General features: G+C 59.0%; 34 protein-coding genes. All 34 read left to right on the top strand.

The features are described 5' to 3' along the window. Positions 1-60 precede the first annotated feature (60 nt). The 34 genes from rpoC to rplQ all read left to right on the top strand — a co-directional run bounded on the left by rpoC (position 61) and on the right by rplQ (position 22,683). A complete protein-coding gene (rpoC, locus tag DFR34_RS05750; protein WP_110390205.1) occupies positions 61-4,257 on the top strand; it encodes a DNA-directed RNA polymerase subunit beta' in 4,197 nt (1,398 codons plus the stop codon). A 159-nt stretch (positions 4,258-4,416) separates the two neighbouring features. Next, positions 4,417-4,788 (top strand): 30S ribosomal protein S12, encoded by a 372-nt coding sequence (rpsL, locus tag DFR34_RS05745; RefSeq protein ID WP_110390204.1) that lies wholly within the window; start codon positions 4,417-4,419, stop codon positions 4,786-4,788. 117 nt (positions 4,789-4,905) lie between these two features. Continuing rightward, complete coding sequence (gene rpsG / locus DFR34_RS05740) at positions 4,906-5,376, top strand: 30S ribosomal protein S7 (RefSeq protein ID WP_110390203.1); 471 nt, start codon at positions 4,906-4,908, stop codon at positions 5,374-5,376. Between the two features lie 30 nt (positions 5,377-5,406). Further along, positions 5,407-7,506 (top strand): elongation factor G, encoded by a 2,100-nt coding sequence (gene fusA, locus DFR34_RS05735; RefSeq protein WP_110390283.1) that lies wholly within the window; start codon positions 5,407-5,409, stop codon positions 7,504-7,506. 81 nt (positions 7,507-7,587) lie between these two features. After that, entirely contained in the window at positions 7,588-8,778 is a 1,191-nt protein-coding gene (gene tuf, locus DFR34_RS05730; protein ID WP_110390202.1) for an elongation factor Tu, read from the top strand. A gap of 17 nt (positions 8,779-8,795) precedes the next feature. Continuing rightward, the gene (gene rpsJ, locus DFR34_RS05725; RefSeq protein WP_077296092.1) at positions 8,796-9,107 is read left to right on the top strand and encodes a 30S ribosomal protein S10; all 312 of its coding nucleotides are present in this window, start codon (positions 8,796-8,798) and stop codon (positions 9,105-9,107) included. A 140-nt stretch (positions 9,108-9,247) separates the two neighbouring features. Next, complete coding sequence (rplC, locus tag DFR34_RS05720) at positions 9,248-9,892, top strand: 50S ribosomal protein L3 (RefSeq protein WP_110390201.1); 645 nt, start codon at positions 9,248-9,250, stop codon at positions 9,890-9,892. Continuing rightward, positions 9,892-10,512 carry a 50S ribosomal protein L4 gene (gene rplD, locus DFR34_RS05715; protein WP_110390200.1) on the top strand — a complete coding sequence of 207 codons (621 nt, stop codon included), beginning with the start codon at positions 9,892-9,894 and terminating at the stop codon, positions 10,510-10,512. Before rplC ends, rplD begins: the two co-directional genes overlap by 1 nt. Then, positions 10,509-10,805 (top strand): 50S ribosomal protein L23, encoded by a 297-nt coding sequence (rplW, locus tag DFR34_RS05710; protein WP_110390282.1) that lies wholly within the window; start codon positions 10,509-10,511, stop codon positions 10,803-10,805. The genes rplD and rplW overlap by 4 nt, the downstream gene beginning before the upstream one ends. 12 nt (positions 10,806-10,817) lie before the next feature. Continuing rightward, on the top strand, positions 10,818-11,651 hold the full coding sequence (rplB, locus tag DFR34_RS05705; RefSeq protein ID WP_110390199.1) for a 50S ribosomal protein L2: 834 nt from the start codon (positions 10,818-10,820) through the stop codon (positions 11,649-11,651). A gap of 6 nt (positions 11,652-11,657) precedes the next feature. Continuing rightward, positions 11,658-11,933, top strand: coding sequence for a 30S ribosomal protein S19 (gene rpsS, locus DFR34_RS05700; RefSeq protein WP_077296097.1), 276 nt, complete (start codon positions 11,658-11,660; stop codon positions 11,931-11,933). 9 nt (positions 11,934-11,942) lie between these two features. Then, positions 11,943-12,272: a 50S ribosomal protein L22 gene (gene rplV / locus DFR34_RS05695; protein ID WP_110390198.1), complete on the top strand. Its 330-nt coding sequence runs from the start codon at positions 11,943-11,945 to the stop codon at positions 12,270-12,272. Between the two features lie 10 nt (positions 12,273-12,282). Further along, positions 12,283-12,987, top strand: a complete 705-nt coding sequence (gene rpsC / locus DFR34_RS05690; RefSeq protein ID WP_110390197.1) for a 30S ribosomal protein S3 — start codon at positions 12,283-12,285, stop codon at positions 12,985-12,987. After that, positions 12,971-13,387, top strand: coding sequence for a 50S ribosomal protein L16 (rplP, locus tag DFR34_RS05685; RefSeq protein WP_110390196.1), 417 nt, complete (start codon positions 12,971-12,973; stop codon positions 13,385-13,387). Before rpsC ends, rplP begins: the two co-directional genes overlap by 17 nt. Further along, entirely contained in the window at positions 13,388-13,576 is a 189-nt protein-coding gene (gene rpmC, locus DFR34_RS05680) for a 50S ribosomal protein L29 (protein ID WP_110390195.1), read from the top strand. A gap of 1 nt (position 13,577) precedes the next feature. Continuing rightward, positions 13,578-13,844, top strand: coding sequence for a 30S ribosomal protein S17 (gene rpsQ, locus DFR34_RS05675; protein ID WP_110390194.1), 267 nt, complete (start codon positions 13,578-13,580; stop codon positions 13,842-13,844). Positions 13,845-14,021: 177 nt separating this feature from the next. Next, positions 14,022-14,390: a 50S ribosomal protein L14 gene (gene rplN, locus DFR34_RS05670; protein ID WP_077296102.1), complete on the top strand. Its 369-nt coding sequence runs from the start codon at positions 14,022-14,024 to the stop codon at positions 14,388-14,390. Between the two features lie 13 nt (positions 14,391-14,403). Next, a complete protein-coding gene (gene rplX / locus DFR34_RS05665; RefSeq protein WP_110390193.1) occupies positions 14,404-14,718 on the top strand; it encodes a 50S ribosomal protein L24 in 315 nt (104 codons plus the stop codon). A 9-nt stretch (positions 14,719-14,727) separates the two neighbouring features. Beyond that, complete coding sequence (gene rplE / locus DFR34_RS05660; protein WP_110390192.1) at positions 14,728-15,267, top strand: 50S ribosomal protein L5; 540 nt, start codon at positions 14,728-14,730, stop codon at positions 15,265-15,267. Between the two features lie 4 nt (positions 15,268-15,271). Beyond that, complete coding sequence (gene rpsN, locus DFR34_RS05655) at positions 15,272-15,577, top strand: 30S ribosomal protein S14 (protein ID WP_110390191.1); 306 nt, start codon at positions 15,272-15,274, stop codon at positions 15,575-15,577. 15 nt (positions 15,578-15,592) lie between these two features. Next, entirely contained in the window at positions 15,593-15,988 is a 396-nt protein-coding gene (rpsH, locus tag DFR34_RS05650; RefSeq protein ID WP_110390190.1) for a 30S ribosomal protein S8, read from the top strand. A gap of 9 nt (positions 15,989-15,997) precedes the next feature. Further along, positions 15,998-16,531, top strand: a complete 534-nt coding sequence (gene rplF / locus DFR34_RS05645) for a 50S ribosomal protein L6 (protein ID WP_110390189.1) — start codon at positions 15,998-16,000, stop codon at positions 16,529-16,531. A gap of 13 nt (positions 16,532-16,544) precedes the next feature. Beyond that, positions 16,545-16,898 carry a 50S ribosomal protein L18 gene (rplR, locus tag DFR34_RS05640; RefSeq protein WP_110390188.1) on the top strand — a complete coding sequence of 118 codons (354 nt, stop codon included), beginning with the start codon at positions 16,545-16,547 and terminating at the stop codon, positions 16,896-16,898. A 13-nt stretch (positions 16,899-16,911) separates the two neighbouring features. Next, positions 16,912-17,427 carry a 30S ribosomal protein S5 gene (gene rpsE / locus DFR34_RS05635; RefSeq protein ID WP_110390187.1) on the top strand — a complete coding sequence of 172 codons (516 nt, stop codon included), beginning with the start codon at positions 16,912-16,914 and terminating at the stop codon, positions 17,425-17,427. Next, on the top strand, positions 17,424-17,609 hold the full coding sequence (rpmD, locus tag DFR34_RS05630) for a 50S ribosomal protein L30 (protein ID WP_110390186.1): 186 nt from the start codon (positions 17,424-17,426) through the stop codon (positions 17,607-17,609). The genes rpsE and rpmD overlap by 4 nt, the downstream gene beginning before the upstream one ends. Positions 17,610-17,611: 2 nt before the next feature. After that, a complete protein-coding gene (gene rplO / locus DFR34_RS05625) occupies positions 17,612-18,046 on the top strand; it encodes a 50S ribosomal protein L15 (protein ID WP_110390185.1) in 435 nt (144 codons plus the stop codon). 12 nt (positions 18,047-18,058) lie between these two features. Next, positions 18,059-19,381, top strand: a complete 1,323-nt coding sequence (gene secY / locus DFR34_RS05620; RefSeq protein ID WP_110390184.1) for a preprotein translocase subunit SecY — start codon at positions 18,059-18,061, stop codon at positions 19,379-19,381. Between the two features lie 25 nt (positions 19,382-19,406). Continuing rightward, positions 19,407-19,625 (top strand): translation initiation factor IF-1, encoded by a 219-nt coding sequence (infA, locus tag DFR34_RS05615; RefSeq protein ID WP_110390183.1) that lies wholly within the window; start codon positions 19,407-19,409, stop codon positions 19,623-19,625. A gap of 39 nt (positions 19,626-19,664) precedes the next feature. Beyond that, entirely contained in the window at positions 19,665-19,778 is a 114-nt protein-coding gene (gene rpmJ / locus DFR34_RS05610; RefSeq protein ID WP_077296114.1) for a 50S ribosomal protein L36, read from the top strand. 59 nt (positions 19,779-19,837) lie between these two features. After that, on the top strand, positions 19,838-20,200 hold the full coding sequence (rpsM, locus tag DFR34_RS05605) for a 30S ribosomal protein S13 (protein ID WP_110390182.1): 363 nt from the start codon (positions 19,838-19,840) through the stop codon (positions 20,198-20,200). 16 nt (positions 20,201-20,216) lie between these two features. Beyond that, positions 20,217-20,609 (top strand): 30S ribosomal protein S11, encoded by a 393-nt coding sequence (rpsK, locus tag DFR34_RS05600; RefSeq protein WP_077296116.1) that lies wholly within the window; start codon positions 20,217-20,219, stop codon positions 20,607-20,609. 18 nt (positions 20,610-20,627) lie between these two features. Further along, complete coding sequence (gene rpsD / locus DFR34_RS05595; RefSeq protein WP_110390181.1) at positions 20,628-21,248, top strand: 30S ribosomal protein S4; 621 nt, start codon at positions 20,628-20,630, stop codon at positions 21,246-21,248. A gap of 23 nt (positions 21,249-21,271) precedes the next feature. Further along, complete coding sequence (locus DFR34_RS05590; protein WP_110390180.1) at positions 21,272-22,258, top strand: DNA-directed RNA polymerase subunit alpha; 987 nt, start codon at positions 21,272-21,274, stop codon at positions 22,256-22,258. Between the two features lie 26 nt (positions 22,259-22,284). After that, positions 22,285-22,683 carry a 50S ribosomal protein L17 gene (gene rplQ, locus DFR34_RS05585; protein WP_110390179.1) on the top strand — a complete coding sequence of 133 codons (399 nt, stop codon included), beginning with the start codon at positions 22,285-22,287 and terminating at the stop codon, positions 22,681-22,683. The last annotated feature ends 122 nt before the right edge of the window (positions 22,684-22,805 follow it).

The raw sequence follows: 22,805 nt of genomic DNA, 5'->3' as shown, positions 1-22,805 counted from the left end.
TGAGGGGAATGGGGTGAGCGCACCGCGCTCGCCGACCCCGAACGCCTCACTGGAGAAGTCATGAAAGCTCTGCTCGATTTATTCAAACAGGTCACGCAGGAAGAAGAGTTCGACGCGATCAAGATCGGCGTCGCCTCGCCGGAGAAAATCCGCTCCTGGTCGTTCGGCGAAGTGAAAAAGCCGGAGACCATCAACTATCGCACCTTCAAGCCGGAACGCGATGGCCTGTTCTGCGCGCGCATTTTTGGCCCGATCAAAGACTACGAATGCCTGTGCGGCAAGTACAAGCGCCTCAAGCATCGCGGCGTGATCTGCGAAAAGTGCGGCGTGGAAGTCACCCTGTCCAAGGTGCGCCGCGAGCGCATGGGCCACATCGAGCTGGCCAGCCCGGTGGCGCACATCTGGTTCCTGAAGAGCCTGCCGTCCCGTCTGGGTATGGTGCTCGACATGACCCTGCGCGACATCGAACGCGTGCTGTACTTTGAAGGTTATGTGGTGGTGGACAGCGGCATGACCCCGCTGCAATACAAGCAACTGCTGACCGAAGAAGACTACCTGGACAAGCTGGAAGAATACGGCGACGAATTTGCTGCGCTGATGGGCGCCGAAGCGGTGGGCGAACTGCTGCGCCGCATGGACATCAACAGCGAAATCGAAACCCTGCGCCACGAACTGGCCAGCACCAGCTCGGACACCAAGATCAAGAAGATCGCCAAGCGTCTGAAAGTGCTGGAAGCCTTCCAGCGTTCCGGCATCAAGCCGGAATGGATGATTCTGGAAGTGCTGCCGGTGCTGCCGCCGGAACTGCGTCCGCTGGTGCCGCTGGATGGCGGCCGCTTCGCCACCTCCGACCTGAACGACCTGTATCGTCGCGTCATCAACCGCAACAACCGCCTGAAGCGTCTGCTGGAGCTGCGCGCGCCGGAAATCATCGTGCGCAACGAAAAGCGCATGCTGCAAGAAGCGGTGGACAGCCTGCTGGACAACGGCCGTCGCGGCAAGGCGATGACTGGCGCCAACAAGCGCCCGCTGAAGTCGCTGGCTGACATGATCAAGGGTAAGGGCGGTCGCTTCCGTCAAAACCTGCTGGGTAAGCGCGTGGACTACTCGGGCCGTTCGGTGATTACCGTGGGTCCGGCGCTGCGTCTGCATCAGTGCGGTCTGCCGAAGAAAATGGCGCTGGAGCTGTTCAAGCCGTTCATCTTCCACAAGCTGGAAGTGCTGGGCATGGCGTCCACCATCAAGGCCGCCAAAAAGCTGGTCGAGCAGGAAGTGCCGGAAGTCTGGGACATCCTGGAAGAAGTCATCCGCGAACATCCGGTGCTGCTGAACCGCGCGCCGACCCTGCACCGTCTGGGCATCCAGGCGTTTGAACCGACGCTGATCGAAGGCAAGGCCATCCAGCTGCACCCGCTGGTGTGCGCGGCCTTTAACGCCGACTTTGACGGTGACCAGATGGCCGTTCACGTGCCGCTGTCGCTGGAAGCGCAGATGGAAGCCCGCACCCTGATGCTGGCCTCCAACAACGTGCTGTCGCCGGCCAACGGCGAACCGATCATCGTGCCGTCGCAGGATATCGTGCTGGGTCTGTACTACCTGACCCGCGACAAGATCAACGGCCGTGGCGAAGGCATGGCGTTTGCCAATGTGTCGGAAGTCAGCCGCGCCTACGAAACCCGTCAGGTGGAACTGGCCTCGCGCATCTCGGTGCGCCTGAAAGAGTGGGAGCTGGACGACCAGGGCGAATTCCAGCCGGTGATGCGTCGTTTCGAGACCACCGTCGGCCGTGCGCTGCTGTCTGACATCCTGCCCAAGGGCCTGGGTTTCGAGCACATCAACAAGGCGCTGAAGAAGAAAGAAATCTCCAAGCTGATCAACGCTTCGTTCCGTCGTTGCGGCATCCGCGACACGGTGATCTTCGCTGACCAGCTGATGTACACCGGTTTTGCCTTCTCCACCCGCGCCGGCATCTCCATTTGCGTGGACGATATGCTGGTGCCGACCAAGAAGGTCGACCTGCTGGCCAGCGCGCAAAAAGAAGTCAAGGAAATCGAAGAACAGTACCGTCAGGGTCTGGTCACCCAGGGCGAACGCTACAACAAGGTGGTGGATATCTGGGGTCGTTGCGGCGACCAGGTGGCCAAGGCCATGATGGAGCAGTTGGGTAAAGAAAAAACCATCAACCGTGAAGGCAAGGAAGTCGATCAAGAGTCGTTCAACGCCATTTACATGATGGCCGACTCCGGCGCCCGGGGTTCGGTGGCGCAGATTCGTCAGCTGGCCGGTATGCGGGGCCTGATGGCCAAGCCGGATGGCTCGATTATCGAAACGCCGATTACCTCGAACTTCCGCGAAGGTTTGACCGTGTTGCAGTACTTCATCTCGACGCACGGCGCCCGTAAGGGTCTGGCCGATACCGCGCTGAAGACCGCCAACTCCGGTTACCTGACCCGTCGTCTGGTTGACGTGACCCAGGATCTGGTGGTGATCGAAGACAACTGCGGCACCAGCCACGGTGTGTCGATGAAGGCCGTGCTGCAAGGCGGTGATGTGATCGAGCCGCTGCGCGACCGTATCCTTGGCCGCGTGGCCGCTATCGACGTGGTCAACCCGTCCACTGGCGAAACTGTATACGAAGCCGGCACCCTGCTGGACGAGGCTGCTGTTGACAATATCGACGCCCTGGGCATCGACGAAGTCAAGGTGCGCACGCCGCTGACCTGCGAAACCCGCTATGGCCTGTGCGCCAAGTGCTACGGCCGTGATCTGGGCCGCGGCAAGCTGGTGAACACCGGCGAAGCCGTGGGCGTGATCGCTGCCCAGTCGATTGGCGAACCGGGCACCCAGCTGACCATGCGGACCTTCCACATCGGTGGCGCCGCGTCGCGAGCCGCTGCTGCCAGCCAGGTGGAATCCAAGTCCAACGGTGTGGCGCGCTTCTCTTCGCAGATGCGCTACGTCAAGACCGACAAGGGCGAACTGGTGGTGATCGCCCGTTCCGGCGAAGTGGTGATTCAGGACGACAACGGCCGCGAGCGCGAACGTCACAAGGTACCGTACGGCGCCACACTGATGGTGCAGGACGGCATGCCGCTGAAGGCTGGCCAGGTGCTGGCCACCTGGGATCCGCACACCCGTCCGATCATTACCGAATACGGCGGCCGCGTGAAATTCGAGAACATCGAAGAAGGCGTGACCGTAGCCAAGCAGGTTGACGATGTGACCGGTCTGTCCACCCTGGTGGTGATTGACCCGAAACGTCGCGCTGGCGCCACCTCCAAGGTGCTGCGTCCGCAGGTGAAACTGCTCGACGAATACGGACTGGAAGTCAAGCTGGCCGGCTCCGACGCGTCGGTGAACATCACCTTCCAGGTCGGCGCCATTATTACGGTGAAGGACGGTCAGGAAGTGGGCGTGGGTGAAGTGCTGGCCCGCATCCCGCAAGAATCGTCCAAGACCCGCGATATTACCGGGGGTCTGCCGCGTGTGGCCGAGCTGTTCGAAGCCCGTTCGCCCAAGGATGCCGGCATGCTGGCGGAAGTGACCGGCACCGTGTCGTTCGGCAAGGACACCAAGGGCAAGCAGCGTCTGATCATCACTGATCTGGACGGCAGCGCCAGCGAAACCCTGATTCCGAAGGACAAGCATGTGCTGGTCCACGACGGTCAGGTGGTGAACCGTGGCGAAGTGATTGTCGACGGCCCGGTCGATCCGCACGATATCCTGCGTCTGCAGGGCATCGAGGCGCTGTCGCGCTACATCGTGCAGGAAGTGCAGGAAGTGTACCGCTTGCAAGGTGTGAAGATTAACGACAAGCACATCGAGGTGATCATTCGCCAGATGCTGCGTCGTGTGGTGATTTCGGATTCGGGTGATTCCGACTTCATCCAGGGTGAGCAAGTCGAACGCGCCGAAGTGCTGGAAGCCAACGATCGCCTGAACGCCGAGAACAAGATTCCGGCGCAGTACGAAAACGTGCTGTTGGGCATCACCAAGGCGTCGTTGTCCACCGACTCGTTCATCTCGGCGGCGTCCTTCCAGGAAACCACCCGCGTGCTGACTGAAGCCGCGATCATGGGCAAGCGCGATGATCTGCGCGGCCTGAAGGAAAACGTGATCGTCGGTCGTTTGATTCCGGCAGGCACGGGTCTGGCCTATCACAACACTCGCCGTCGGCAAAGCCAGGCCGGCGGGGATCGTTTGATGACCGACTCCCTGCTGGAAGACAGCCCGGCCAGTCAGGAACACAACGCCTAAGGCAAGACTGTCGTGAAAAACATCGCCAATCCAAGGTATTACCGTGGGTTGGCGATGTGCTGTTCATTGACGCTGGCGAAACTGTTCCCCTATAATGCCGGGTCTTTTGCGGCGACATGCATGCATGTCGCCATTGACTTTTCTAGGAACCAACCATCAATGCCAACAATCAACCAGCTTGTTCGTAAGCCGCGCACGCCGGTGCGCGAAAGCAGCAAGGTGCCGGCCCTGGAAGCCTGCCCGCAAAAACGTGGCGTGTGCACCCGCGTGTACACCACCACCCCGAAAAAGCCGAACTCGGCGCTGCGTAAGGTTTGCCGTGTGCGCCTGACCAACGGCTTCGAAGTCACCAGCTACATCGGCGGTGAAGGCCACAACCTGCAGGAACACAGCGTCGTGCTGATCCGCGGTGGTCGTGTGAAGGATTTGCCGGGTGTGCGTTATCACACCGTGCGCGGTTCCTTGGATACGGCTGGCGTGAAAGATCGTAAGCAGTCGCGTTCCAAGTACGGCGCCAAGCGTCCGAAGTAATCGGACCCCTTGCCGTACAACTAGGCGGCCCGCTGTGCCGTCGAGTAAGTGGCTGTCCCCACATGGGCGGCCGAGAGCGCATTTCGCTCAACTGAATTGAAATATCCAGAGGTTATTATGCCAAGACGCAGAGAAGTACCGAAACGCGATGTATTGCCGGATCCGAAGTTCGGCAACGTCGAATTGTCCAAGTTCATGAACGTCGTGATGATCGACGGCAAGAAGTCTGTTGCCGAACGCATCGTCTACGGCGCGCTGGCCCAGATCGAAAAGAAGACTGGCAAGAATGCACTCGAAGTGTTCTCCACCGCCATCGGCAACGTGAAGCCGATCGTTGAAGTGAAGTCCCGTCGAGTTGGCGGCGCCAACTACCAGGTTCCGGTTGAAGTCCGCCCGTCCCGCCGTCTGGCTCTGGCCATGCGCTGGCTGCGTGAAGCCGCTCGCAAGCGCGGTGAGAAATCCATGGACCTGCGTCTGGCTGGTGAGCTTCTGGATGCAGCAGAAGGTCGCGGCGGCGCAATGAAAAAGCGTGACGAAGTGCACCGTATGGCAGAAGCCAACAAAGCCTTCTCGCACTTCCGCTTCTAACCGATCTTTATTGCTGAAAAGGTTTTGGCTGTGGCTAGAAAAACCCCCATTGAGCGCTACCGTAATATCGGCATTAGCGCACACATTGATGCTGGTAAGACGACGACGACCGAACGCATCCTGTTCTACACCGGTGTGAACCACAAGATCGGCGAAGTGCACGACGGCGCCGCCACCATGGACTGGATGGAGCAAGAGCAGGAGCGTGGCATCACCATCACCTCCGCCGCGACCACCACGTTCTGGAAGGGCATGGGGCTGCAATTCCCCGAGCACCGCTTCAACATCATCGACACCCCGGGCCACGTGGACTTCACTATTGAGGTGGAGCGCTCCATGCGTGTGCTGGACGGCGCCGTGATGGTGTACTGCGCGGTGGGTGGCGTTCAGCCGCAGTCCGAAACCGTGTGGCGTCAAGCCAACAAGTACGGCGTGCCCCGCATCGCCTTCGTCAACAAGATGGACCGTCAGGGCGCCAACTTCTTCCGCGCTGTGGAACAAGTCAAGACCCGCCTGCGCGGTAACCCGGTGCCCATCGTGGTGCCGATCGGCGCCGAAGACGGCTTCGCCGGTGTGGTTGACCTGCTGAAGATGAAAGCCATTATTTGGGACGAAGCCTCGCAAGGCATGAAGTTCGAATACGGCGACATTCCGGCTGATCTGGTTGACGTGGCCGAAGAATGGCGCGAAAAAATGGTGGAAGCGGCGGCTGAAGTTGACGAAGACACCATGAACAAATACCTCGAAGGCGAAACCCTGACCGAGGAAGAGATCATCCGTGGTCTGCGCGAGCGCACCCTGCGCTGCGAAATCCAGCCGATGCTGTGCGGCTCCGCCTTCAAGAACAAGGGCGTGCAGCGTATGCTGGATGCCGTGATCGAGCTGCTGCCGAGCCCGCTGGACGTTCCGCCGGTTCCGGGCGAGCTGGAAGACGGCACCCCGACCACCCGCGAAGCTTCCGACGATGCGCCGTTCTCCGCGCTGGCCTTCAAGCTGATGAACGACCCGTACGTGGGTCAGCTGACCTTCTTCCGCGTCTACTCCGGTGTGGTGAACTCCGGTGACACCGTGCTGAACTCGGTGAAGGGCAAGAAAGAGCGCATCGGCCGTATCGTGCAGATGCACGCCAACGAGCGTCAGGAAATCACCGAAGTTCGCGCAGGCGACATCGCTGCCGGTATCGGCCTGAAAGAAGTGACCACGGGCGAAACCCTGTGTTCCACCGACGCGCCGCTGATCCTGGAACGCATGGAGTTCCCGGAGCCGGTGATTCACGTGGCTGTTGAGCCGAAGACCAAGGCTGACCAGGAAAAGATGGGCGTGGCCCTGAACCGCCTGGCCAAGGAAGACCCGTCGTTCCGCGTGCGCACCGACGAAGAATCCGGTCAAACCATTATTTCCGGCATGGGCGAACTGCACCTGGAAATTCTGGTCGATCGCATGCGTCGTGAATTCGGTGTGGAAGCCAACGTGGGCGCCCCGCAAGTGGCCTACCGCGAAACCATCACCAAGAAGGTCACTGACGTGGAAGGCAAGCACGTCAAGCAGTCTGGTGGTAAGGGTCAGTACGGTCACGCCGTGATCACCCTGGAGCCGTCTGGCGAAGGCAAGGGCTACCAGTTCTTCGACGAAATCAAGGGTGGCGTGATTCCGCGCGAATTCATCCCGTCGGTGGACAAGGGTATCCAGAACACCCTGGGCAGCGGCATTCTGGCTGGCTTCCCGGTGGTGGACGTGACTGTGCGTCTGACCTTCGGTTCTTACCACGATGTTGACTCCTCGCAAATCGCCTTCGAACTGGCTGGCTCCATGGCATTCAAGGAAGCCATGCGTCGCGCCGGTCCGGTGATTCTCGAGCCGATGATGGCCGTGGAAGTGGAAACGCCGGAAGACTACATGGGCGACGTGATGGGTGACCTGAACCGTCGTCGCGGCATCGTGCAAGGCATGGACGATGACGGCATTGGCGGCAAGAAGATCAAAGCCGAAGTGCCGCTGGCCGAGATGTTCGGTTACTCGACCGACCTGCGCTCGATGTCGCAAGGCCGCGCCACCTACTCGATGGAGTTCAAGCACTACTCCGAAGCGCCGCGCAACGTTGCCGACGCCGTGATGGCCAGCCGCAAGTAATTGCCGCACCCCGGTTTCTGCCTTGTCTGGCGGAAACCGGCTTTATCTCTACATACGCTCTTTATTAAGGAATTTAGCGAAATGGCTAAGGAAAAGTTCGAACGGACCAAACCGCACGTCAACGTTGGCACCATCGGTCACGTTGACCACGGCAAGACCACCCTGACCGCTGCGATCACCACGATCCTGTCGAAGAAATTCGGTGGCGAAGCCAAGGGTTACGACCAAATCGACAGCGCGCCGGAAGAAAAGGCCCGCGGCATTACCATCAATACCGCACACGTCGAATACGAAACCGAAAACCGTCACTACGCTCACGTGGACTGCCCGGGTCACGCTGACTATGTGAAGAACATGATTACCGGCGCAGCCCAAATGGACGGCGCCATCCTGGTGTGCTCGGCCGCTGACGGCCCGATGCCGCAAACCCGCGAACACATCCTGCTGTCCCGCCAAGTGGGCGTGCCGTACATCATCGTCTTCCTGAACAAGGCTGATCTGGTGGACGACGCTGAACTGCTGGAACTGGTGGAAATGGAAGTGCGCGATCTGCTGTCTTCCTACGACTTCCCGGGTGACGACACCCCGATCGTGACTGGCTCCGCCCGTCTGGCGCTGGAAGGCGACCAATCCGAATACGGCGAACCGGCAATCTTCCGTCTGGCTGAAGCCCTGGACACCTACATCCCGACCCCGGAACGCGCCATCGACAAGCCGTTCCTGCTGCCGATCGAAGACGTGTTCTCGATCTCCGGTCGTGGCACCGTGGTGACCGGTCGCGTTGAGCGCGGCATCGTCAAGGTCGGCGAAGAAGTGGAAATCGTGGGCCTGAAGGCCACCACCAAGACCACCTGCACCGGCGTGGAAATGTTCCGCAAGCTGCTGGACCAAGGTCAAGCTGGCGACAACGTGGGCGTGCTGCTGCGCGGCACCAAGCGTGAAGACGTTGAGCGTGGCCAAGTGCTGGCCAAGCCGGGCTCCATCACCCCGCACACCGAGTTCGAAGCTTCGGTGTACGTGCTGAGCAAGGACGAAGGCGGCCGTCACACCCCGTTCTTCGCCAACTACCGCCCGCAGTTCTACTTCCGCACCACCGACGTGACCGGCGCCATCTCGCTGAAAGAAGGCGTGGAAATGGTGATGCCGGGTGACAACGTGGAATTCAGCGTTGCCCTGATCGCCCCGATCGCCATGGAAGACGGTCTGCGCTTCGCCATCCGTGAAGGCGGTCGCACCGTCGGCGCAGGCGTGGTTGCCAAGATCATCAAGTAAGCCGGAGAGGATTGAACATGCAAAGCCAGAAAATCCGCATCCGTCTGAAGGCGTTTGACTACAACCTGATCGACCGTTCCGCCCAGGAAATCGTCGATACCGCCAAGCGCACTGGCGCTGTGGTCAAGGGTCCGGTGCCGCTGCCGACCAAGATCGAGCGTTATGACGTGCTGCGTTCCCCGCACGTCAACAAAACCTCGCGCGATCAGTTCGAAATCCGCACCCACCTGCGCCTGATGGACATCGTCGATCCGACCGACAAGACCGTCGATGCCCTGATGAAGCTGGACCTGCCGGCCGGCGTGGATGTCGAGATCAAGCTGCAATAATGAGACACTGGTGATTTTTCTGACTGTAAGTGCTTGCAGTCATTAGAAAAGCTGTGTTAGATTCGCGGGCTCACCTGTTGGTGAGCCCGTTTTTTATTACGCCGGTCAATCGTAACCGGCGCCTGATAAAGGAAATAACGATGAGTTTAGGTCTTGTCGGTCGCAAAGTCGGCATGACCCGCATCTTTGCCGAGGATGGCGCAACCATCCCGGTGACGGTGCTGGACATGTCCAACAACCGCGTCACGCAAATCAAAACCGCCGAAACTGACGGCTACAGCGCCGTGCAAGTGACCTTCGGTTCGCGCAAAGCCAATCGCGTGAACAAAGCCGAAGCCGGTCATTTCGCCAAGGCTGGCGTCGAAGCAGGTCGCGGTCTGCACGAATTCGCTCTGGACGCCGCCAAGCTGGGCGAGCTGAAGGTTGGCGACGCCATCACCGTCGAAGTGTTCCAGGTGGGTCAACTGGTCGACGTGACCGGCACCAGCCAAGGTAAGGGTTTCGCCGGCTCCATCAAGCGTCACAACTTCTCTTCCAACCGCGCCTCTCACGGTAACTCCGTGTCGCACCGCGCTCCGGGCTCCATCGGTATGGCCCAGGATCCGGGTCGCGTGTTTCCGGGCAAGCGCATGGCCGGTCAGCTGGGTAACGTCAAGAGCACCGTGCAAAGCCTGGAAGTCGTCCGCATCGATGTGGAACGTCAACTGCTGTTGGTCAAGGGCGCTGTCCCGGGCTCCAAGGGCGGTGATGTGGTCGTTCGTCCGGCAGTGAAGGCAGGTGCGTGATGGAACTGAAAGTAATCAATCAGCAAGGCCAGGCCGTTGAAAGCCTGCAGGCGTCCGACGCCCTGTTTGGCCGCGAATACAACGAAGCCCTGGTTCACCAGGTGGTGACCGCTTACCTGGCCAATGCCCGCAGCGGCAACCGCGCGCAAAAAGACCGCAGCGAGATCGCCAAGTCCACCCGCAAGCCGTGGCGCCAAAAGGGTACCGGCCGCGCGCGTGGCGGTATGGCTTCCAGCCCGATCTGGCGTGGGGGTGGTAAGGTCTTCCCGAACAGCCCGGAAGAAAACTTCGGTCAGAAAGTGAACCGCAAGATGTTCCGCGCTGGCGTGTCGGCCATTCTGTCGCAACTGGTGCGTGACGAACGCCTGGTGGTGGTGGATTCCCTGACCGTCGACAGCCCGAAAACCAAGGAATTCGCCGCCAAGGTGAAGTCCCTGGGTCTGGAGCAGGCGCTGGTGATCACCAAGGAACTGGACGAAAACCTGTATCTGTCCTCCCGCAACCTGACCAACGTGCTGGTGATCGAAGCCGCTCAGGCTGACCCGTACAGCCTGGTGCGTTTCAAGAAGATCGTCATCACCCGTGATGCCGTGAAGCAACTCGAGGAGCAATGGGCATGAACCAGGAACGTCTGACGCAAGTAATCCTTGCTCCGGTTGTCTCCGAGAAAAGCACCCTCGTGGCAGACAAGTACGAGCAAGTTGTGTTCAAGGTGGCTACCGACGCAACCAAGCCGGAAGTGAAAGCCGCTGTCGAGCTGCTGTTCAACGTCAAGGTGGACAGCGTGCAAATCCTGAACGTGAAGGGCAAGGTCAAGCGCTTCGGTCGCTTTACCGGCCGTCGCAGCGACTGGAAAAAGGCTTACGTGAGCCTGACCCCGGGCCAGGAAATCGACTTTTCCGCCGTGCAGTAAGGGAGACAGATCATGGCATTAGTGAAAGTTAAACCGACGTCTCCGGGTCGCCGCGCGGTCGTCAAGGTTGTCAATCCGGACCTGCACAAGGGCGCTCCGTACGCACCGTTGCTGGAAAAGCAGATCCAGAACGCCGGCCGCAACAACAACGGTCACATCACCACCCGTCACAAGGGCGGTGGTCACAAGCACCACTACCGCGTTGTCGACTTCCGTCGCAACAAGGATGGCATTGCCGCCAAGGTTGAGCGCATCGAATACGATCCGAACCGCACCGCGCACATCGCCCTGCTGTGCTACGCCGACGGCGAGCGCCGCTACATCATCGCCCCGAAGGGCGTGAAGGCCGGCGCCGTGCTGATGTCCGGCTCGGAAGCCCCGATCAAGGCTGGTAACGCGCTGCCGCTGCGCAATATCCCGGTGGGTACCACCATCCACTGCATCGAGATGCAGCCGGGCAAGGGCGCGCAACTGGCTCGCTCTGCTGGCGCTTCCGTGCAACTGCTGGCCCGCGAAGGCTCTTACGCTCAGCTGCGTCTGCGCTCTGGCGAAATCCGCCGTGTGCACGTTGACTGCCGCGCCACCATTGGCGAAGTGGGCAACGAAGAGCATCAACTGAAATCCATCGGCAAAGCCGGCGCCAAGCGCTGGAAGGGCATTCGTCCGACCGTTCGCGGTGTGGCGATGAACCCGGTTGATCACCCGCATGGTGGTGGCGAAGGCAAGACCGCTGCCGGTCGCGATCCGGTCAGCCCGTGGGGCACTCCGACCAAGGGTTACCGCACCCGTCGCAACAAGCGCACCAACAATATGATTGTGCGCCGCCGCTATTCGAATAAAGGGTAATTGACAATGGCACGTTCGATTAAAAAGGGCCCGTTCGTTGACCTGCACCTGATCAAGAAGGTCGATGCTGCCCGCGCAACGAGCGACAAGCGCCCGATCAAGACCTGGTCCCGTCGCTCCACCGTTCTGCCCGAGTTTGTCGGCTTCACCATCGCCGTGCACAACGGCAAGACCCATGTGCCGGTGTATGTCACCGAAAACATGGTTGGTCACAAGCTGGGTGAATTTTCCCTGACTCGCACCTTCAAAGGCCACGCGGCCGACAAGAAGGCCAAACGGTAAGGTGATGCGATGAGAGTTTCTGCTGTTTTGAAAAACGCTCGCCTGTCGGCACAAAAGTGCCGCCTGGTGGCCGACCAAGTTCGCGGCCTGCCGGTTGACGCTGCGCTGAACATCCTGACCTTCAGCCCGAAAAAGGGCGCTGTGCTGCTGAAGAAGGTGCTGGAAAGCGCCATCGCCAATGCCGAGCACAACGAAGGCGCTGACATCGACACCCTGAAGGTGACGACGGTTTACGTGGACAAGGGCCCGAGCCTGAAGCGCTTCACTGCCCGTGCCAAGGGTCGTGGCAACCGCATCGAGAAGCAAACCTGCCACATCACGCTGACCGTGGGCAACTAAGGACAAGAGCATGGGACAGAAGATTGATCCGCGGGGTTTCCGCCTCTGCGTAAACAAAAACTGGTCTTCCAAGTGGTTTGCCAATAGCCAAAACTTTGCCGGCATGCTGAAGGAAGACATTGAGGTTCGCGACTTCCTGAAAAAGAAGCTGAGCCACGCCTCGGTGAGCCGTGTGGTGATTGAGCGCCCGGCCAAGAGCGCCCGCATCACCATTCACAGCGCCCGTCCGGGTGTAGTGATTGGCAAGAAGGGTGAAGACATCGAGTTGCTCAAGCAAGAACTGGCCCGCCGCATGGGCGTGCCGGTGCACGTGAGCATCGAAGAAGTCCGCAAGCCGGAAATCGACGCACAAATCATCGCCGACGGCATCGCCGCCCAGCTGGAAAAGCGCGTGATGTTCCGCCGCGCCATGAAGCGCGCCATGCAAAACGCCATGCGCATGGGCGCCCAGGGCATCAAGATCATGAGCTCGGGCCGTCTGAACGGCATTGAAATTGCCCGTAGCGAATGGTACCGCGAAGGCCGTGTGCCGCTGCACACCCTGCGCGCCGACGTGGACTACGCCACCTCCGAAGCCAAGACCACCTACGGCATCATCGGCATCAAGGTGTGGGTGTACAAAGGCGAAGTGAAGCCGGGTCAGGTTCAGGCCGAGCCGGTGCAACCGGAGAAGAAATCGAGAAAGGCAGGGTCGCGTCATGCTGCAACCAACTAGACTCAAGTACCGTAAACAGCAAAAAGGCCGCAACACCGGCGTCGCCACCCGTGGCAACAAGGTGAGCTTTGGCGACTTCGGCCTGAAGGCCGTGGGTCGTGGCCGTCTGACCGCCCGCCAGATCGAAGCCGCGCGTCGCGCGATGACCCGTCACATCAAGCGTGGCGGCAAGATCTGGATCCGTGTGTTCCCGGACAAGCCGATTTCTTCCAAGCCGGCCGAAGTTCGTATGGGTAACGGTAAGGGTAGCCCCGAGTACTACGTGGCTGAAATCCAGCCTGGCAAGGTGCTGTACGAGATGGACGGTGTGGGCGAAGAATTGGCCCGCGAAGCCTTCCGCCTGGCCGCCGCCAAGCTGCCGATTCCCACCACGTTCGTCGTGAGACAGGTAGGTCAATAAATGAAAGCGTCTGAACTGAGAGCTAAGTCGGCTGAAGAGCTCAAGTCCGAACTGCTGAGCCTGTTGAAGGCCCAGTTCGGCCTGCGCATGCAGCTGGCTACCCAACAGCTGGCCAAGACCAGCGAACTGAAAAAGGTTCGTCGCGACATCGCTCGCGTGCGCACCGTTTTGCATGAGAAGGCAGCTTGATATGAGCGAAACCACGAAAATCGTCCGCACGCTGACCGGCAAAGTGGTCAGCGACAAGATGGATAAGACTGTTGTCGTGTTGGTTGAGCGCAAGGTCAAGCACCCGATCTATGGCAAGGTGATCCGTCTGTCGAAGAAGTTCCACGCCCATGACGAGAACAACGAGTTCGGCATCGGCGATACGGTGATCATCACCGAATCCCGCCCGCTCTCGAAGACCAAGACCTGGGTGGTTTCGGCTTTGGTGGAAAAGGCACGTCAGGTGTAATGCCTGTTGCAGAGAGCGCAAGCTCTCTGTATAATGCCATTTTTTCAATCGCCAGTTTCTGGCGACTTACCCGTACGGGTTCCAAAACTGGCCGTTTGATGCGCCGCACCTCCGAGTGCGGCGCTTCACCAATCTGGTGAGACCAAGAACGGGTTAAGTTGGAAAGGTAAAAAATCCATGATTCAAATGCAGACCATGCTGGAGGTCGCTGACAACACTGGTGCGCGTCAAGTGATGTGCATCAAGGTTCTCGGTGGCTCGAAGCGTCGCTACGCATCTGTGGGCGACATCATCAAGGTGAGCATCAAAGATGCTGCACCGCGTGGCCGTGTCAAAAAGGGCGACGTGTACAACGCTGTGGTGGTTCGCACCGCCAAGGGCGTTCGCCGTCCGGACGGCTCGTTGATCAAGTTCGACGGCAATGCCGCCGTGCTGCTCAACAACAAGCTTGAGCCGATTGGCACCCGCATCTTCGGGCCGGTAACCCGCGAACTGCGTACCGAGCGCTTCATGAAGATCGTGTCGCTCGCGCCTGAAGTGCTGTAAGGAGAGGCTCAGCATGCAAAAGATTCGCAAAGGTGACGACGTTATCGTTCTCACCGGCAAAGACAAAGGCAAGCGTGGCGCCGTGCTGCGCGTCCTCGACGGCAAACTGATCGTCGAAGGCGTCAACGTGGTGAAGAAACACCAAAAGCCGAACCCGGTTAAAGGCGTTCAGGGCGGTGTTGTTGAAAAAACCATGCCGATTGATGTTTCCAACGTGGCTCTGTTCAACCCGGCAACCCAGAAGGCCGATCGTGTTGGCTTCAAGCTGCTGGAAGATGGCCGCAAGGTTCGCGTGTTCAAATCGAACGGCGAAGTTGTCGGCGCTTAAGGAGTGAACATGGCACGTTTGCACGACTACTACAAAAGCGCCATTGTGCCCGAACTGATGAAACAGTTTGGTTACAAATCCGTCATGGAAGTCCCGCGCATCGAAAAGATCACCCTGAACATGGGTGTGGGCGAAGCTGTGGCGGACAAAAAGGTTCTGGAACACGCCGTTGGCGACATGCAGAAGATCGCCGGTCAAAAACCGGTGGTGACCACTGCCCGCAAGTCGATCGCCGGCTTCAAGATTCGTGATGGCTACCCGATCGGCTGCAAGGTGACCCTGCGCCGCGAGCGCATGTACGAATTCCTGGATCGCCTGATCACCATCGCGCTGCCGCGCGTGCGTGATTTCCGTGGCATCAACGGCAAGTCCTTTGACGGTCGCGGTAACTACAACATGGGTGTGCGTGAGCAGATCATCTTCCCGGAAATCGAGTACGACAAGATCGATGCGCTGCGCGGGATGAACATCACCATCACCACTACCGCTAAAACTGACGAAGAAGCCCGCGCGCTGCTGGCTGCGTTCAAGTTCCCGTTCAAGGGTTAATAACATGGCAAAACTCGCACTGATCAACCGCGAAGACAAGCGGGCCAAGCTGGTCGCCAAGTTCGCCGCCAAGCGTGAACAGTTGATGGCCGTCATCAACAACGCCAGCCTGTCCGACGAAGAGCGCTTCGAAGCCCGTCTGAAGCTGCAACAGCTGCCGCGCAACGCCAGCCCGGTGCGCCAGCGCAACCGTTGTGCGCTGACCGGCCGCGCCCGTGGCGTGTTCCGCAAGTTCGGCCTGGGCCGTAACAAGCTCCGTGAAATCGCAATGCGTGGGGAAATCCCGGGCATCGTGAAAGCCAGCTGGTAATAGGGGAATTATACAATGAGCATGCATGATCCTATTTCCGATATGCTGACCCGCATCCGCAACGCTCAGCGTGCGGACAAGGCCTCGGTATCGATGCCGTCGTCCAAGCTGAAAGTGGCGATTGCCCAGGTGCTGAAGGATGAAGGCTACGTCGAAGAATTCGCCGTTCGCGCCGAAGACAACAAGCCGGTGCTTGACATTCAGCTGAAGTACTACGCTGGTCGTCCGGTGATCGAGCGCATCGAGCGCGTTTCCCGTCCTGGCCTGCGTATCTACAAGGGCTCCAACGACATTCCGAAGGTCATGAACGGCCTGGGCGTGGCCATCGTGTCCACCTCCAAGGGTGTCATGACTGATCGCAAGGCGCGCGCAGCCGGTGTCGGCGGCGAGCTGCTGTGCATCGTGGCGTAAGGAGGAAAAATGTCTCGCGTCGCTAAAAATCCGGTCGCTCTGCCCGCTGGCGTTGAAGCCAAGTTTTCCGCAGCCGAGCTGACCATCAAAGGTTCGCTGGGCAGCATCTCCGTGCCGCTGAACGGCGAAGTGGATGTCAAGCTGGAAGAAAACGCTCTGACTTTCGCTGCCAAGAACGACAGCAAGTTTGCCCGTTCCATGTCTGGCACCATGCGCGCCCTGGTCAACAACATGGTGATCGGCGTGTCCAAGGGCTTCGAAAAGAAGCTGACCCTGGTTGGCGTGGGCTATCGTGCCCAAGCCCAGGGTGACACCCTCAACCTGTCTCTTGGCTTCTCCCACCCGGTGGCTCACCCGATGCCGGCAGGCGTCAAGGTGGAAACCCCGACCCAGACCGAAATCCTGCTCAAGGGCGTGGATAAGCAAAAAGTGGGTCAGGTCGCTGCCGAAATCCGTGCTTACCGCTCGCCGGAACCCTATAAGGGCAAGGGCGTTCGCTATGCTGACGAAGTGGTGGTTTTGAAAGAAACCAAGAAGAAATAACTGAGGCCCAGTCATGGATAAGAAAGAAGCTCGACTCCGTCGTGCACGTAAAACCCGTGCCAAGATTGCGGAGCTCAAAGTGGCACGCCTTAGCGTGCATCGCAGCAACTGCCATATTTACGCTCAGATCATTGATGAGACTGGCAGCAAAGTGCTGGCCAGCGCTTCCACCCTCGAAGTTGAAGTGCGCAAGGACGTGAGCAACGGCGGCAACGCCAAGGCCGCTGCTCTGGTGGGTCAGCGCATTGCCGAGAAGGCCAAGGCCGCCGGCATCGAGAAGGTCGCGTTTGATCGTTCCGGCTTCCACTACCATGGCCGCGTCAAGGCCCTGGCCGAAGCCGCGCGCGAGCACGGTCTCGTATTCTAATTCGGAGTGAATAATGGCTAAGCACGAAATCGAAGAACGCGGCGACGGCCTCATCGAGAAGATGATCGGTGTCAACCGCGTGACCAAAGTGGTCAAGGGCGGTCGCATCATGGCTTTCTCCGCGCTGACCGTGGTCGGCGATGGCGATGGCGGCATCGGCATGGGCAAAGGCAAGTCCAAGGAAGTGCCGGTTGCTGTGCAAAAAGCAATGGAAGAAGCCCGTCGCAAGATGGTCAAGATTCCGCTCAAGAACGGCACCCTGCACCACGCCGTGACCGGTAAGCATGGCGCCACCACCGTGTTCATGCAACCGGCTCCGGAAGGTACCGGTATCATCGCCGGCGGCCCGATGCGCGCCGTGTTCGATGCTCTGGGTGTGAAGAACGTGTCGGCCAAGTGCCACGGTTCGACCAACCCGTACAACATCGTTCGCGCCACCCTGGACGGCCTGTCCAAGATGTACACCCCGGGCGACGTCGCTGCCAAGCGCGGCAAGACCGTGGCGGAAATCCTGGGAGTGGAAGAATGAGTGACAACAAAACCGTCAAAGTGACCTTGGTGAAGAGCCTGATCGGTCGCATCGAGTCGCACAAGGCGTGCGCTCGCGGCCTGGGTCTGAAGAAAATTCGCCAGTCCGTCGAAGTAATCGACACCCCTGAAAATCGCGGCATGATCAACAAGATCAGCTACCTGTTGAAGTGCGAGGGCTGACCATGCAACTCAATACCATCAAGCCGGGCGCTGGCGCCAAGCACGCCAAGCGTCGCGTCGGTCGCGGCATTGGCAGCGGCCTGGGCAAGACTGCCGGTCGCGGTCACAAAGGCCAGAAGTCGCGTTCTGGTGGCTTCCACAAAGTGGGTTTCGAAGGCGGTCAAATGCCGCTGCATCGTCGCCTGCCCAAGCGTGGCTTCAAGTCGCTGACCAAGCACCTGACCGTGGAAGTGCGCCTGGACGAGCTGAGCAAACTGCCGGTTGATGAAATCGACCTGCTGACCCTGGCTCAAGCCGGCCTGCTGCCTAACGGCGCCAAGGCTGCCAAAGTCATTGCTTCCGGTACCGTGGAACGTGCGCTGACCCTGCGTGGCATTTCGGCAACCGCCGGCGCTCGCGCCGCGATCGAAGCCGCCGGTGGCCGTTTCGCTGAATAAGGCGCGATTTAAGTGGCCAATCCTTCTCTAGCGGCGAACACCAACAAGTTTGGTGATCTGAAAAAGCGCATCTGGTTTTTGATCGGTGCGTTGATCGTTTACCGTATCGGTGCGCACATTCCGGTTCCGGGCATCAACCCGGCCGAGCTAGCGAAGTTGTTCCAGTCGTCCCAGACGGGCCTCCTCGACATGTTCAACATGTTTTCGGGCGGGGCCCTGTCCCGGTTTACGGTGTTTGCTATTGGCATCATGCCGTACATCTCGGCTTCCATCATTCTGCAGCTGGCCAGTGAAGTATTGCCCAGCCTCAAGCAGCTGAAAAAAGAGGGCGACGCGGGACGGCGGAAGATCACCCAGTACACACGGTACGCCACCGTGTTGCTGGCAACCTTCCAAAGCTTCGGCATTGCCGTGATGTTGTTCAAGCAGCCCAATCTGGTGGTGACCTCGCAATTCGAGTTCTACCTGACCACGGTCGTCACCCTGGTGACTGGCACGATGTTCCTGATGTGGCTGGGCGAACAGATCACCGAGCGTGGCATTGGCAATGGCATTTCCCTGATCATCTGCGGCGGTATTGCTGCGGGTGTGCCGTCGGCCATTGGCAAGACGCTGACGCTGACCTCGCAAGGCAGCCTGCCGATTCTGCTGGTGATCGCACTGTTCATCGGGGTCATTGCTGTGACGTATCTGGTCGTGTTTGTCGAACGCGGCCAACGCAAGGTGCTGGTCAACTATGCCAAGCGCCAGGTGGGTAACCGAGTGATGCAGGGGCAAAGCACGCACCTGCCGCTGAAGCTGAACATGGCGGGTGTGATTCCGCCCATTTTCGCATCCAGCATCATTTTGTTTCCTGCTACGGTGGTGGGCTGGTTTGGCAACACTGAAGGGCTGGGCTGGCTGAAATCGATCAGCAACTCCCTGCATCCGGGACAGCCGGTGTATGTGCTGCTGTACGCAGCGGCAATCGTTTTCTTCTGCTATTTCTACACCGCTCTGGTGTTCAATCCGAAGGAAACCGCCGACAACCTGAAAAAGAGCGGCGCCTTCATTCCGGGCATTCGTCCGGGTGAGCAGACTTCGCGCTATATCGAACGGATCATTCTGCGTCTGACGCTGATTGGTGCGATCTATATTGGTCTGGTCTGTCTGCTGCCGGAGTTCCTGATCCTGAAGTGGAACGTTCCGTTCTACTTTGGCGGCACTTCGCTGTTGATCATCGTTGTCGTGACCATGGACTTCATGGCGCAGGTGCAATCGTACGTGATGACCCATCAATACGAAAACCTGCTCAAGAAGGCCAACTTCAAGAACAGCGGCCTGATGTCGCGCTAACAACCGTATTCAGGCAAAGTGAAACATGGCTAAAGAAGATACGATCCAGATGCAAGGCGAAGTCCTGGAAACGTTGCCCAATGCAACCTTCCGGGTCAAGCTCGAAAACGGGCACGTGGTGCTGGGCCACATCTCCGGCAAGATGCGCATGCACTATATTCGCATCCTGCCTGGTGACAAGGTGACAGTGGAACTGACCCCGTATGATCTGAGCCGCGCCAGAATCGTGTTCCGCGCCAAGTAAGCATCCATTTGGCGCCCAGTTCTTTCGAAAGGAAAATCAATGAGAGTCCAGCCGTCGGTAAAGAAAATTTGCCGTAACTGCAAGATCATCCGTCGCAATCGCATCGTTCGCGTGATCTGCACGGATCCGCGGCACAAGCAAAAGCAGGGCTGATTTGTTGCCCGTGCGATTGCGTGCTAGAATCGCCAACTTTTTAGATTTGAGGATAATGTATGGCCCGTATTGCTGGGGTAAACATTCCTAATCATCAGCACACCGTGATTGGCCTGCAAGCCATCTACGGTATCGGCAAGACCCGTGCCCAGGCTATCTGCCAGGCTACTGGCGTGACCGAGTCGACCAAGGTCAAAGACCTGACCGACGCTGAAATGGAAAAGCTGCGTGACGAAGTGGCCAAGTTCACCGTTGAAGGTGATCTGCGCCGTGAAGTCACCATGAGCATCAAGCGCCTGATGGATTTGGGCTGCTATCGTGGCCTGCGCCATCGTCGCGGCCTGCCGTGCCGTGGCCAGCGCACTCGCACCAATGCCCGTACCCGTAAAGGTCCGCGCAAGGCGATTGCCGGCAAGAAGTAATTCGTAAGGATCAATAATGGCTAAAGCAAACACAGTGCGTGTACGCAAAAAAGTGAAGAAGAGCGTATCCGAAGGGATCGTTCACGTTCACGCGTCCTTTAATAACACCATCATCACCATCACCGATCGTCAAGGGAATGCTTTGTCTTGGGCTACCTCCGGCGGTGCTGGTTTTAAAGGTTCGCGCAAAAGTACACCTTTCGCAGCTCAGGTAGCCGCGGAAGCCGCTGGTAAAGTTGCCCAAGAATATGGCGTTAAGAATCTTGAAGTGCGCATCAAGGGCCCCGGCCCCGGCCGTGAATCGGCTGTGCGTGCTCTGAACTCGCTGGGTTTCAAGATTACCAGCATCTCCGATGTGACGCCGGTTCCGCACAACGGCTGCCGTCCTCCCAAGAAACGTCGCATCTAATCAGGAGAAAGAGTCAACATGGCACGTTACATCGGCCCGAAATGTAAACTCGCGCGTCGCGAGGGCACCGACCTGTTCCTGAAGAGCGCTCGCCGCTCGCTGGACAGCAAGTGCAAGCTGGACACCCGTCCGGGTCAGCATGGCGCTAAGAACACCCGCGTGTCGGACTATGGCGTCCAACTGCGTGAAAAGCAAAAGATCCGCCGCATCTACGGCGTGCTGGAGCGTCAGTTCCGCAAGTACTTCGCTGAAGCCGCCCGCCGCAAGGGTTCCACTGGCGAAAACCTGCTGCAACTGCTGGAATCGCGCCTGGACAACGTGGTGTATCGCATGGGCTTTGGCTCGACTCGCGCTGAAGCGCGTCAGTTGGTCAGCCACAAGGCGATCACCGTCAACGGTCAATGCGTGAACATCCCGTCGTTCCAGGTCAAATCTGGCGACGTGGTGGCTGTGCGTGAAAAGTCCAAGAAGCAAGTCCGTATCCAGGAAGCCCTGGCGCTGGCCGAACAAATCGGCATGCCGTCCTGGGTGAGCATCGACGCCAAGAAGATGGAAGGCGTCTTTAAGTCCGCCCCGGAACGTACCGATCTGTCTAGCGATATCAACGAGCAGCTTGTCGTTGAGTTCTACTCCAAGTAATCGCTAGCCAACAAGGAAACACTATGCAAAACAGCGCTTCGGAATTTCTCAAACCGCGTCTGATCGACGTGCAGCCGGTGTCGGCTACGCAAGCGCGCGTCACCATGGAGCCGTTCGAGCGTGGCTACGCCCATACCCTGGGCAACGCGCTGCGCCGCATCCTGCTGTCGTCCATGCCTGGTTTTGCGCCGACCGAAGTGTCTATCGCTGGCGTTTTGCATGAATACTCCGCGCTCGACGGCGTTCGGGAGGATGTTGTTGACATTCTCCTGAACCTGAAGGGCGTGGTGCTCAAACTTCATGGTCGCGACAGTGTGCTGCTCACCCTCAAAAAAGAAGGTGAAGGCCCTGTGCTGGCCGGCGATATCGAGCTGCCGCATGACGTGGAAGTGGTGAATCCGGATCATCCGATTTGCCATCTCGCCGCCAACGGCAAGATCGAAATGGAGATCAAGGTTGAGAAGGGCCGCGGCTACCAGCCGGTGTCGGTCCGTGTCAACCAGGACGATAACCGCACTATTGGCAACATCCTCCTGGATGCGTCGTTCAGCCCGGTTCACCGTGTCAGCTTCACGGTGGAAAATGCTCGCGTTGAGCAGCGGACTGACCTTGACCGTCTGGTGATGGACATTGAAACCAATGGCGTGATCGAGCCGGAAGAAGCGGTGCGCGCTGCCGCGCGCATCCTGATGGATCAACTGTCCATCTTCGCCGATCTCCAGGGCACTGCTGTCGAAGTGGAAGAAGTTCGCGCTCCGCAGGTCGATCCGATCCTGCTGCGTCCGGTGGACGACCTTGAGCTGACTGTCCGCTCTGCCAACTGCCTGAAGGCAGAAAACATCTACTACATCGGCGACCTGATTCAGCGCACCGAGACCGAGTTGCTCAAGACCCCGAACCTGGGTCGCAAGTCGCTCAATGAAATCAAGGAAGTATTGGCTTCCAAGGGTCTGACGCTGGGCATGAAGCTCGAAAACTGGCCGCCGGCAGGGCTGGACAAGCAGCCGTAAGCGGTGTGTGACAAAAGGATAAAGACATGCGTCATCGTTTAAGCAATCGTAAACTCAATCGCACGACGAGCCATCGTCTGGCGATGCTTCGCAATATGGCGAACTCGCTGCTGCGTCACGAAGCCATCGTGACCACGCTGCCGAAAGCCAAGGAACTGCGCCGTGTCGCAGAACCGCTGATCACCCTGGGCAAGAAGCCGTCGCTGGCTAACCGTCGCCTGGCTTTCGATCGCACTCGCGACCGTCAGATCGTGGTCAAGCTGTTCGACGTGCTGGGTCCGCGTTACGCCACCCGCAACGGCGGCTATCTGCGCATCCTGAAATGCGGTTTCCGCAAGGGCGACAATGCGCCGCTGGCTCTGGTTGAGCTGGTGGATCGCCCGGATGTCGAAGCTGTTGAGCTGGCTGACGAAGCCGAGGCTTAAGTCGGATTCGACTCTGGCATAAACAAAACCCCGCCTTGGCGGGGTTTTGTTTTATCTGCTGCGACCAGTTGGCTACTATCAGCAGGCTTTTGTCTGGCCTGCCATTGTGTTGCTGTGATCAG

Origin of the sequence: Rivihabitans pingtungensis, assembly GCF_003201855.1 — a bacterium.
In the GTDB taxonomy this organism is placed as follows: Bacteria; Pseudomonadota; Gammaproteobacteria; order Burkholderiales; family Aquaspirillaceae; genus Rivihabitans; species Rivihabitans pingtungensis.
This window is presented reverse-complemented; position numbering and strand designations above follow the sequence as displayed.

What these genes read in the sequence shown, in the direction of transcription:
- rpoC (WP_110390205.1), top strand. Translation starts at nt 61, where the DNA reads ATGAAAGCTCTGCTCGATTTATTCAAACAGGTCACGCAGGAAGAAGAG.
- rpsL (WP_110390204.1), top strand. Translation starts at nt 4,417, where the DNA reads ATGCCAACAATCAACCAGCTTGTTCGTAAGCCGCGCACGCCGGTGCGC.
- rpsG (WP_110390203.1), top strand. Translation starts at nt 4,906, where the DNA reads ATGCCAAGACGCAGAGAAGTACCGAAACGCGATGTATTGCCGGATCCG.
- tuf (WP_110390202.1), top strand. Translation starts at nt 7,588, where the DNA reads ATGGCTAAGGAAAAGTTCGAACGGACCAAACCGCACGTCAACGTTGGC.
- rpsJ (WP_077296092.1), top strand. Translation starts at nt 8,796, where the DNA reads ATGCAAAGCCAGAAAATCCGCATCCGTCTGAAGGCGTTTGACTACAAC.
- rplC (WP_110390201.1), top strand. Translation starts at nt 9,248, where the DNA reads ATGAGTTTAGGTCTTGTCGGTCGCAAAGTCGGCATGACCCGCATCTTT.
- rplD (WP_110390200.1), top strand. Translation starts at nt 9,892, where the DNA reads ATGGAACTGAAAGTAATCAATCAGCAAGGCCAGGCCGTTGAAAGCCTG.
- rplW (WP_110390282.1), top strand. Translation starts at nt 10,509, where the DNA reads ATGAACCAGGAACGTCTGACGCAAGTAATCCTTGCTCCGGTTGTCTCC.
- rplB (WP_110390199.1), top strand. Translation starts at nt 10,818, where the DNA reads ATGGCATTAGTGAAAGTTAAACCGACGTCTCCGGGTCGCCGCGCGGTC.
- rpsS (WP_077296097.1), top strand. Translation starts at nt 11,658, where the DNA reads ATGGCACGTTCGATTAAAAAGGGCCCGTTCGTTGACCTGCACCTGATC.
- rplV (WP_110390198.1), top strand. Translation starts at nt 11,943, where the DNA reads ATGAGAGTTTCTGCTGTTTTGAAAAACGCTCGCCTGTCGGCACAAAAG.
- rpsC (WP_110390197.1), top strand. Translation starts at nt 12,283, where the DNA reads ATGGGACAGAAGATTGATCCGCGGGGTTTCCGCCTCTGCGTAAACAAA.
- rplP (WP_110390196.1), top strand. Translation starts at nt 12,971, where the DNA reads ATGCTGCAACCAACTAGACTCAAGTACCGTAAACAGCAAAAAGGCCGC.
- rpmC (WP_110390195.1), top strand. Translation starts at nt 13,388, where the DNA reads ATGAAAGCGTCTGAACTGAGAGCTAAGTCGGCTGAAGAGCTCAAGTCC.
- rpsQ (WP_110390194.1), top strand. Translation starts at nt 13,578, where the DNA reads ATGAGCGAAACCACGAAAATCGTCCGCACGCTGACCGGCAAAGTGGTC.
- rplN (WP_077296102.1), top strand. Translation starts at nt 14,022, where the DNA reads ATGATTCAAATGCAGACCATGCTGGAGGTCGCTGACAACACTGGTGCG.
- rplX (WP_110390193.1), top strand. Translation starts at nt 14,404, where the DNA reads ATGCAAAAGATTCGCAAAGGTGACGACGTTATCGTTCTCACCGGCAAA.
- rplE (WP_110390192.1), top strand. Translation starts at nt 14,728, where the DNA reads ATGGCACGTTTGCACGACTACTACAAAAGCGCCATTGTGCCCGAACTG.
- rpsN (WP_110390191.1), top strand. Translation starts at nt 15,272, where the DNA reads ATGGCAAAACTCGCACTGATCAACCGCGAAGACAAGCGGGCCAAGCTG.
- rpsH (WP_110390190.1), top strand. Translation starts at nt 15,593, where the DNA reads ATGAGCATGCATGATCCTATTTCCGATATGCTGACCCGCATCCGCAAC.
- rplF (WP_110390189.1), top strand. Translation starts at nt 15,998, where the DNA reads ATGTCTCGCGTCGCTAAAAATCCGGTCGCTCTGCCCGCTGGCGTTGAA.
- rplR (WP_110390188.1), top strand. Translation starts at nt 16,545, where the DNA reads ATGGATAAGAAAGAAGCTCGACTCCGTCGTGCACGTAAAACCCGTGCC.
- rpsE (WP_110390187.1), top strand. Translation starts at nt 16,912, where the DNA reads ATGGCTAAGCACGAAATCGAAGAACGCGGCGACGGCCTCATCGAGAAG.
- rpmD (WP_110390186.1), top strand. Translation starts at nt 17,424, where the DNA reads ATGAGTGACAACAAAACCGTCAAAGTGACCTTGGTGAAGAGCCTGATC.
- rplO (WP_110390185.1), top strand. Translation starts at nt 17,612, where the DNA reads ATGCAACTCAATACCATCAAGCCGGGCGCTGGCGCCAAGCACGCCAAG.
- infA (WP_110390183.1), top strand. Translation starts at nt 19,407, where the DNA reads ATGGCTAAAGAAGATACGATCCAGATGCAAGGCGAAGTCCTGGAAACG.
- rpmJ (WP_077296114.1), top strand. Translation starts at nt 19,665, where the DNA reads ATGAGAGTCCAGCCGTCGGTAAAGAAAATTTGCCGTAACTGCAAGATC.
- rpsM (WP_110390182.1), top strand. Translation starts at nt 19,838, where the DNA reads ATGGCCCGTATTGCTGGGGTAAACATTCCTAATCATCAGCACACCGTG.
- rpsK (WP_077296116.1), top strand. Translation starts at nt 20,217, where the DNA reads ATGGCTAAAGCAAACACAGTGCGTGTACGCAAAAAAGTGAAGAAGAGC.
- rpsD (WP_110390181.1), top strand. Translation starts at nt 20,628, where the DNA reads ATGGCACGTTACATCGGCCCGAAATGTAAACTCGCGCGTCGCGAGGGC.
- DFR34_RS05590 (WP_110390180.1), top strand. Translation starts at nt 21,272, where the DNA reads ATGCAAAACAGCGCTTCGGAATTTCTCAAACCGCGTCTGATCGACGTG.
- rplQ (WP_110390179.1), top strand. Translation starts at nt 22,285, where the DNA reads ATGCGTCATCGTTTAAGCAATCGTAAACTCAATCGCACGACGAGCCAT.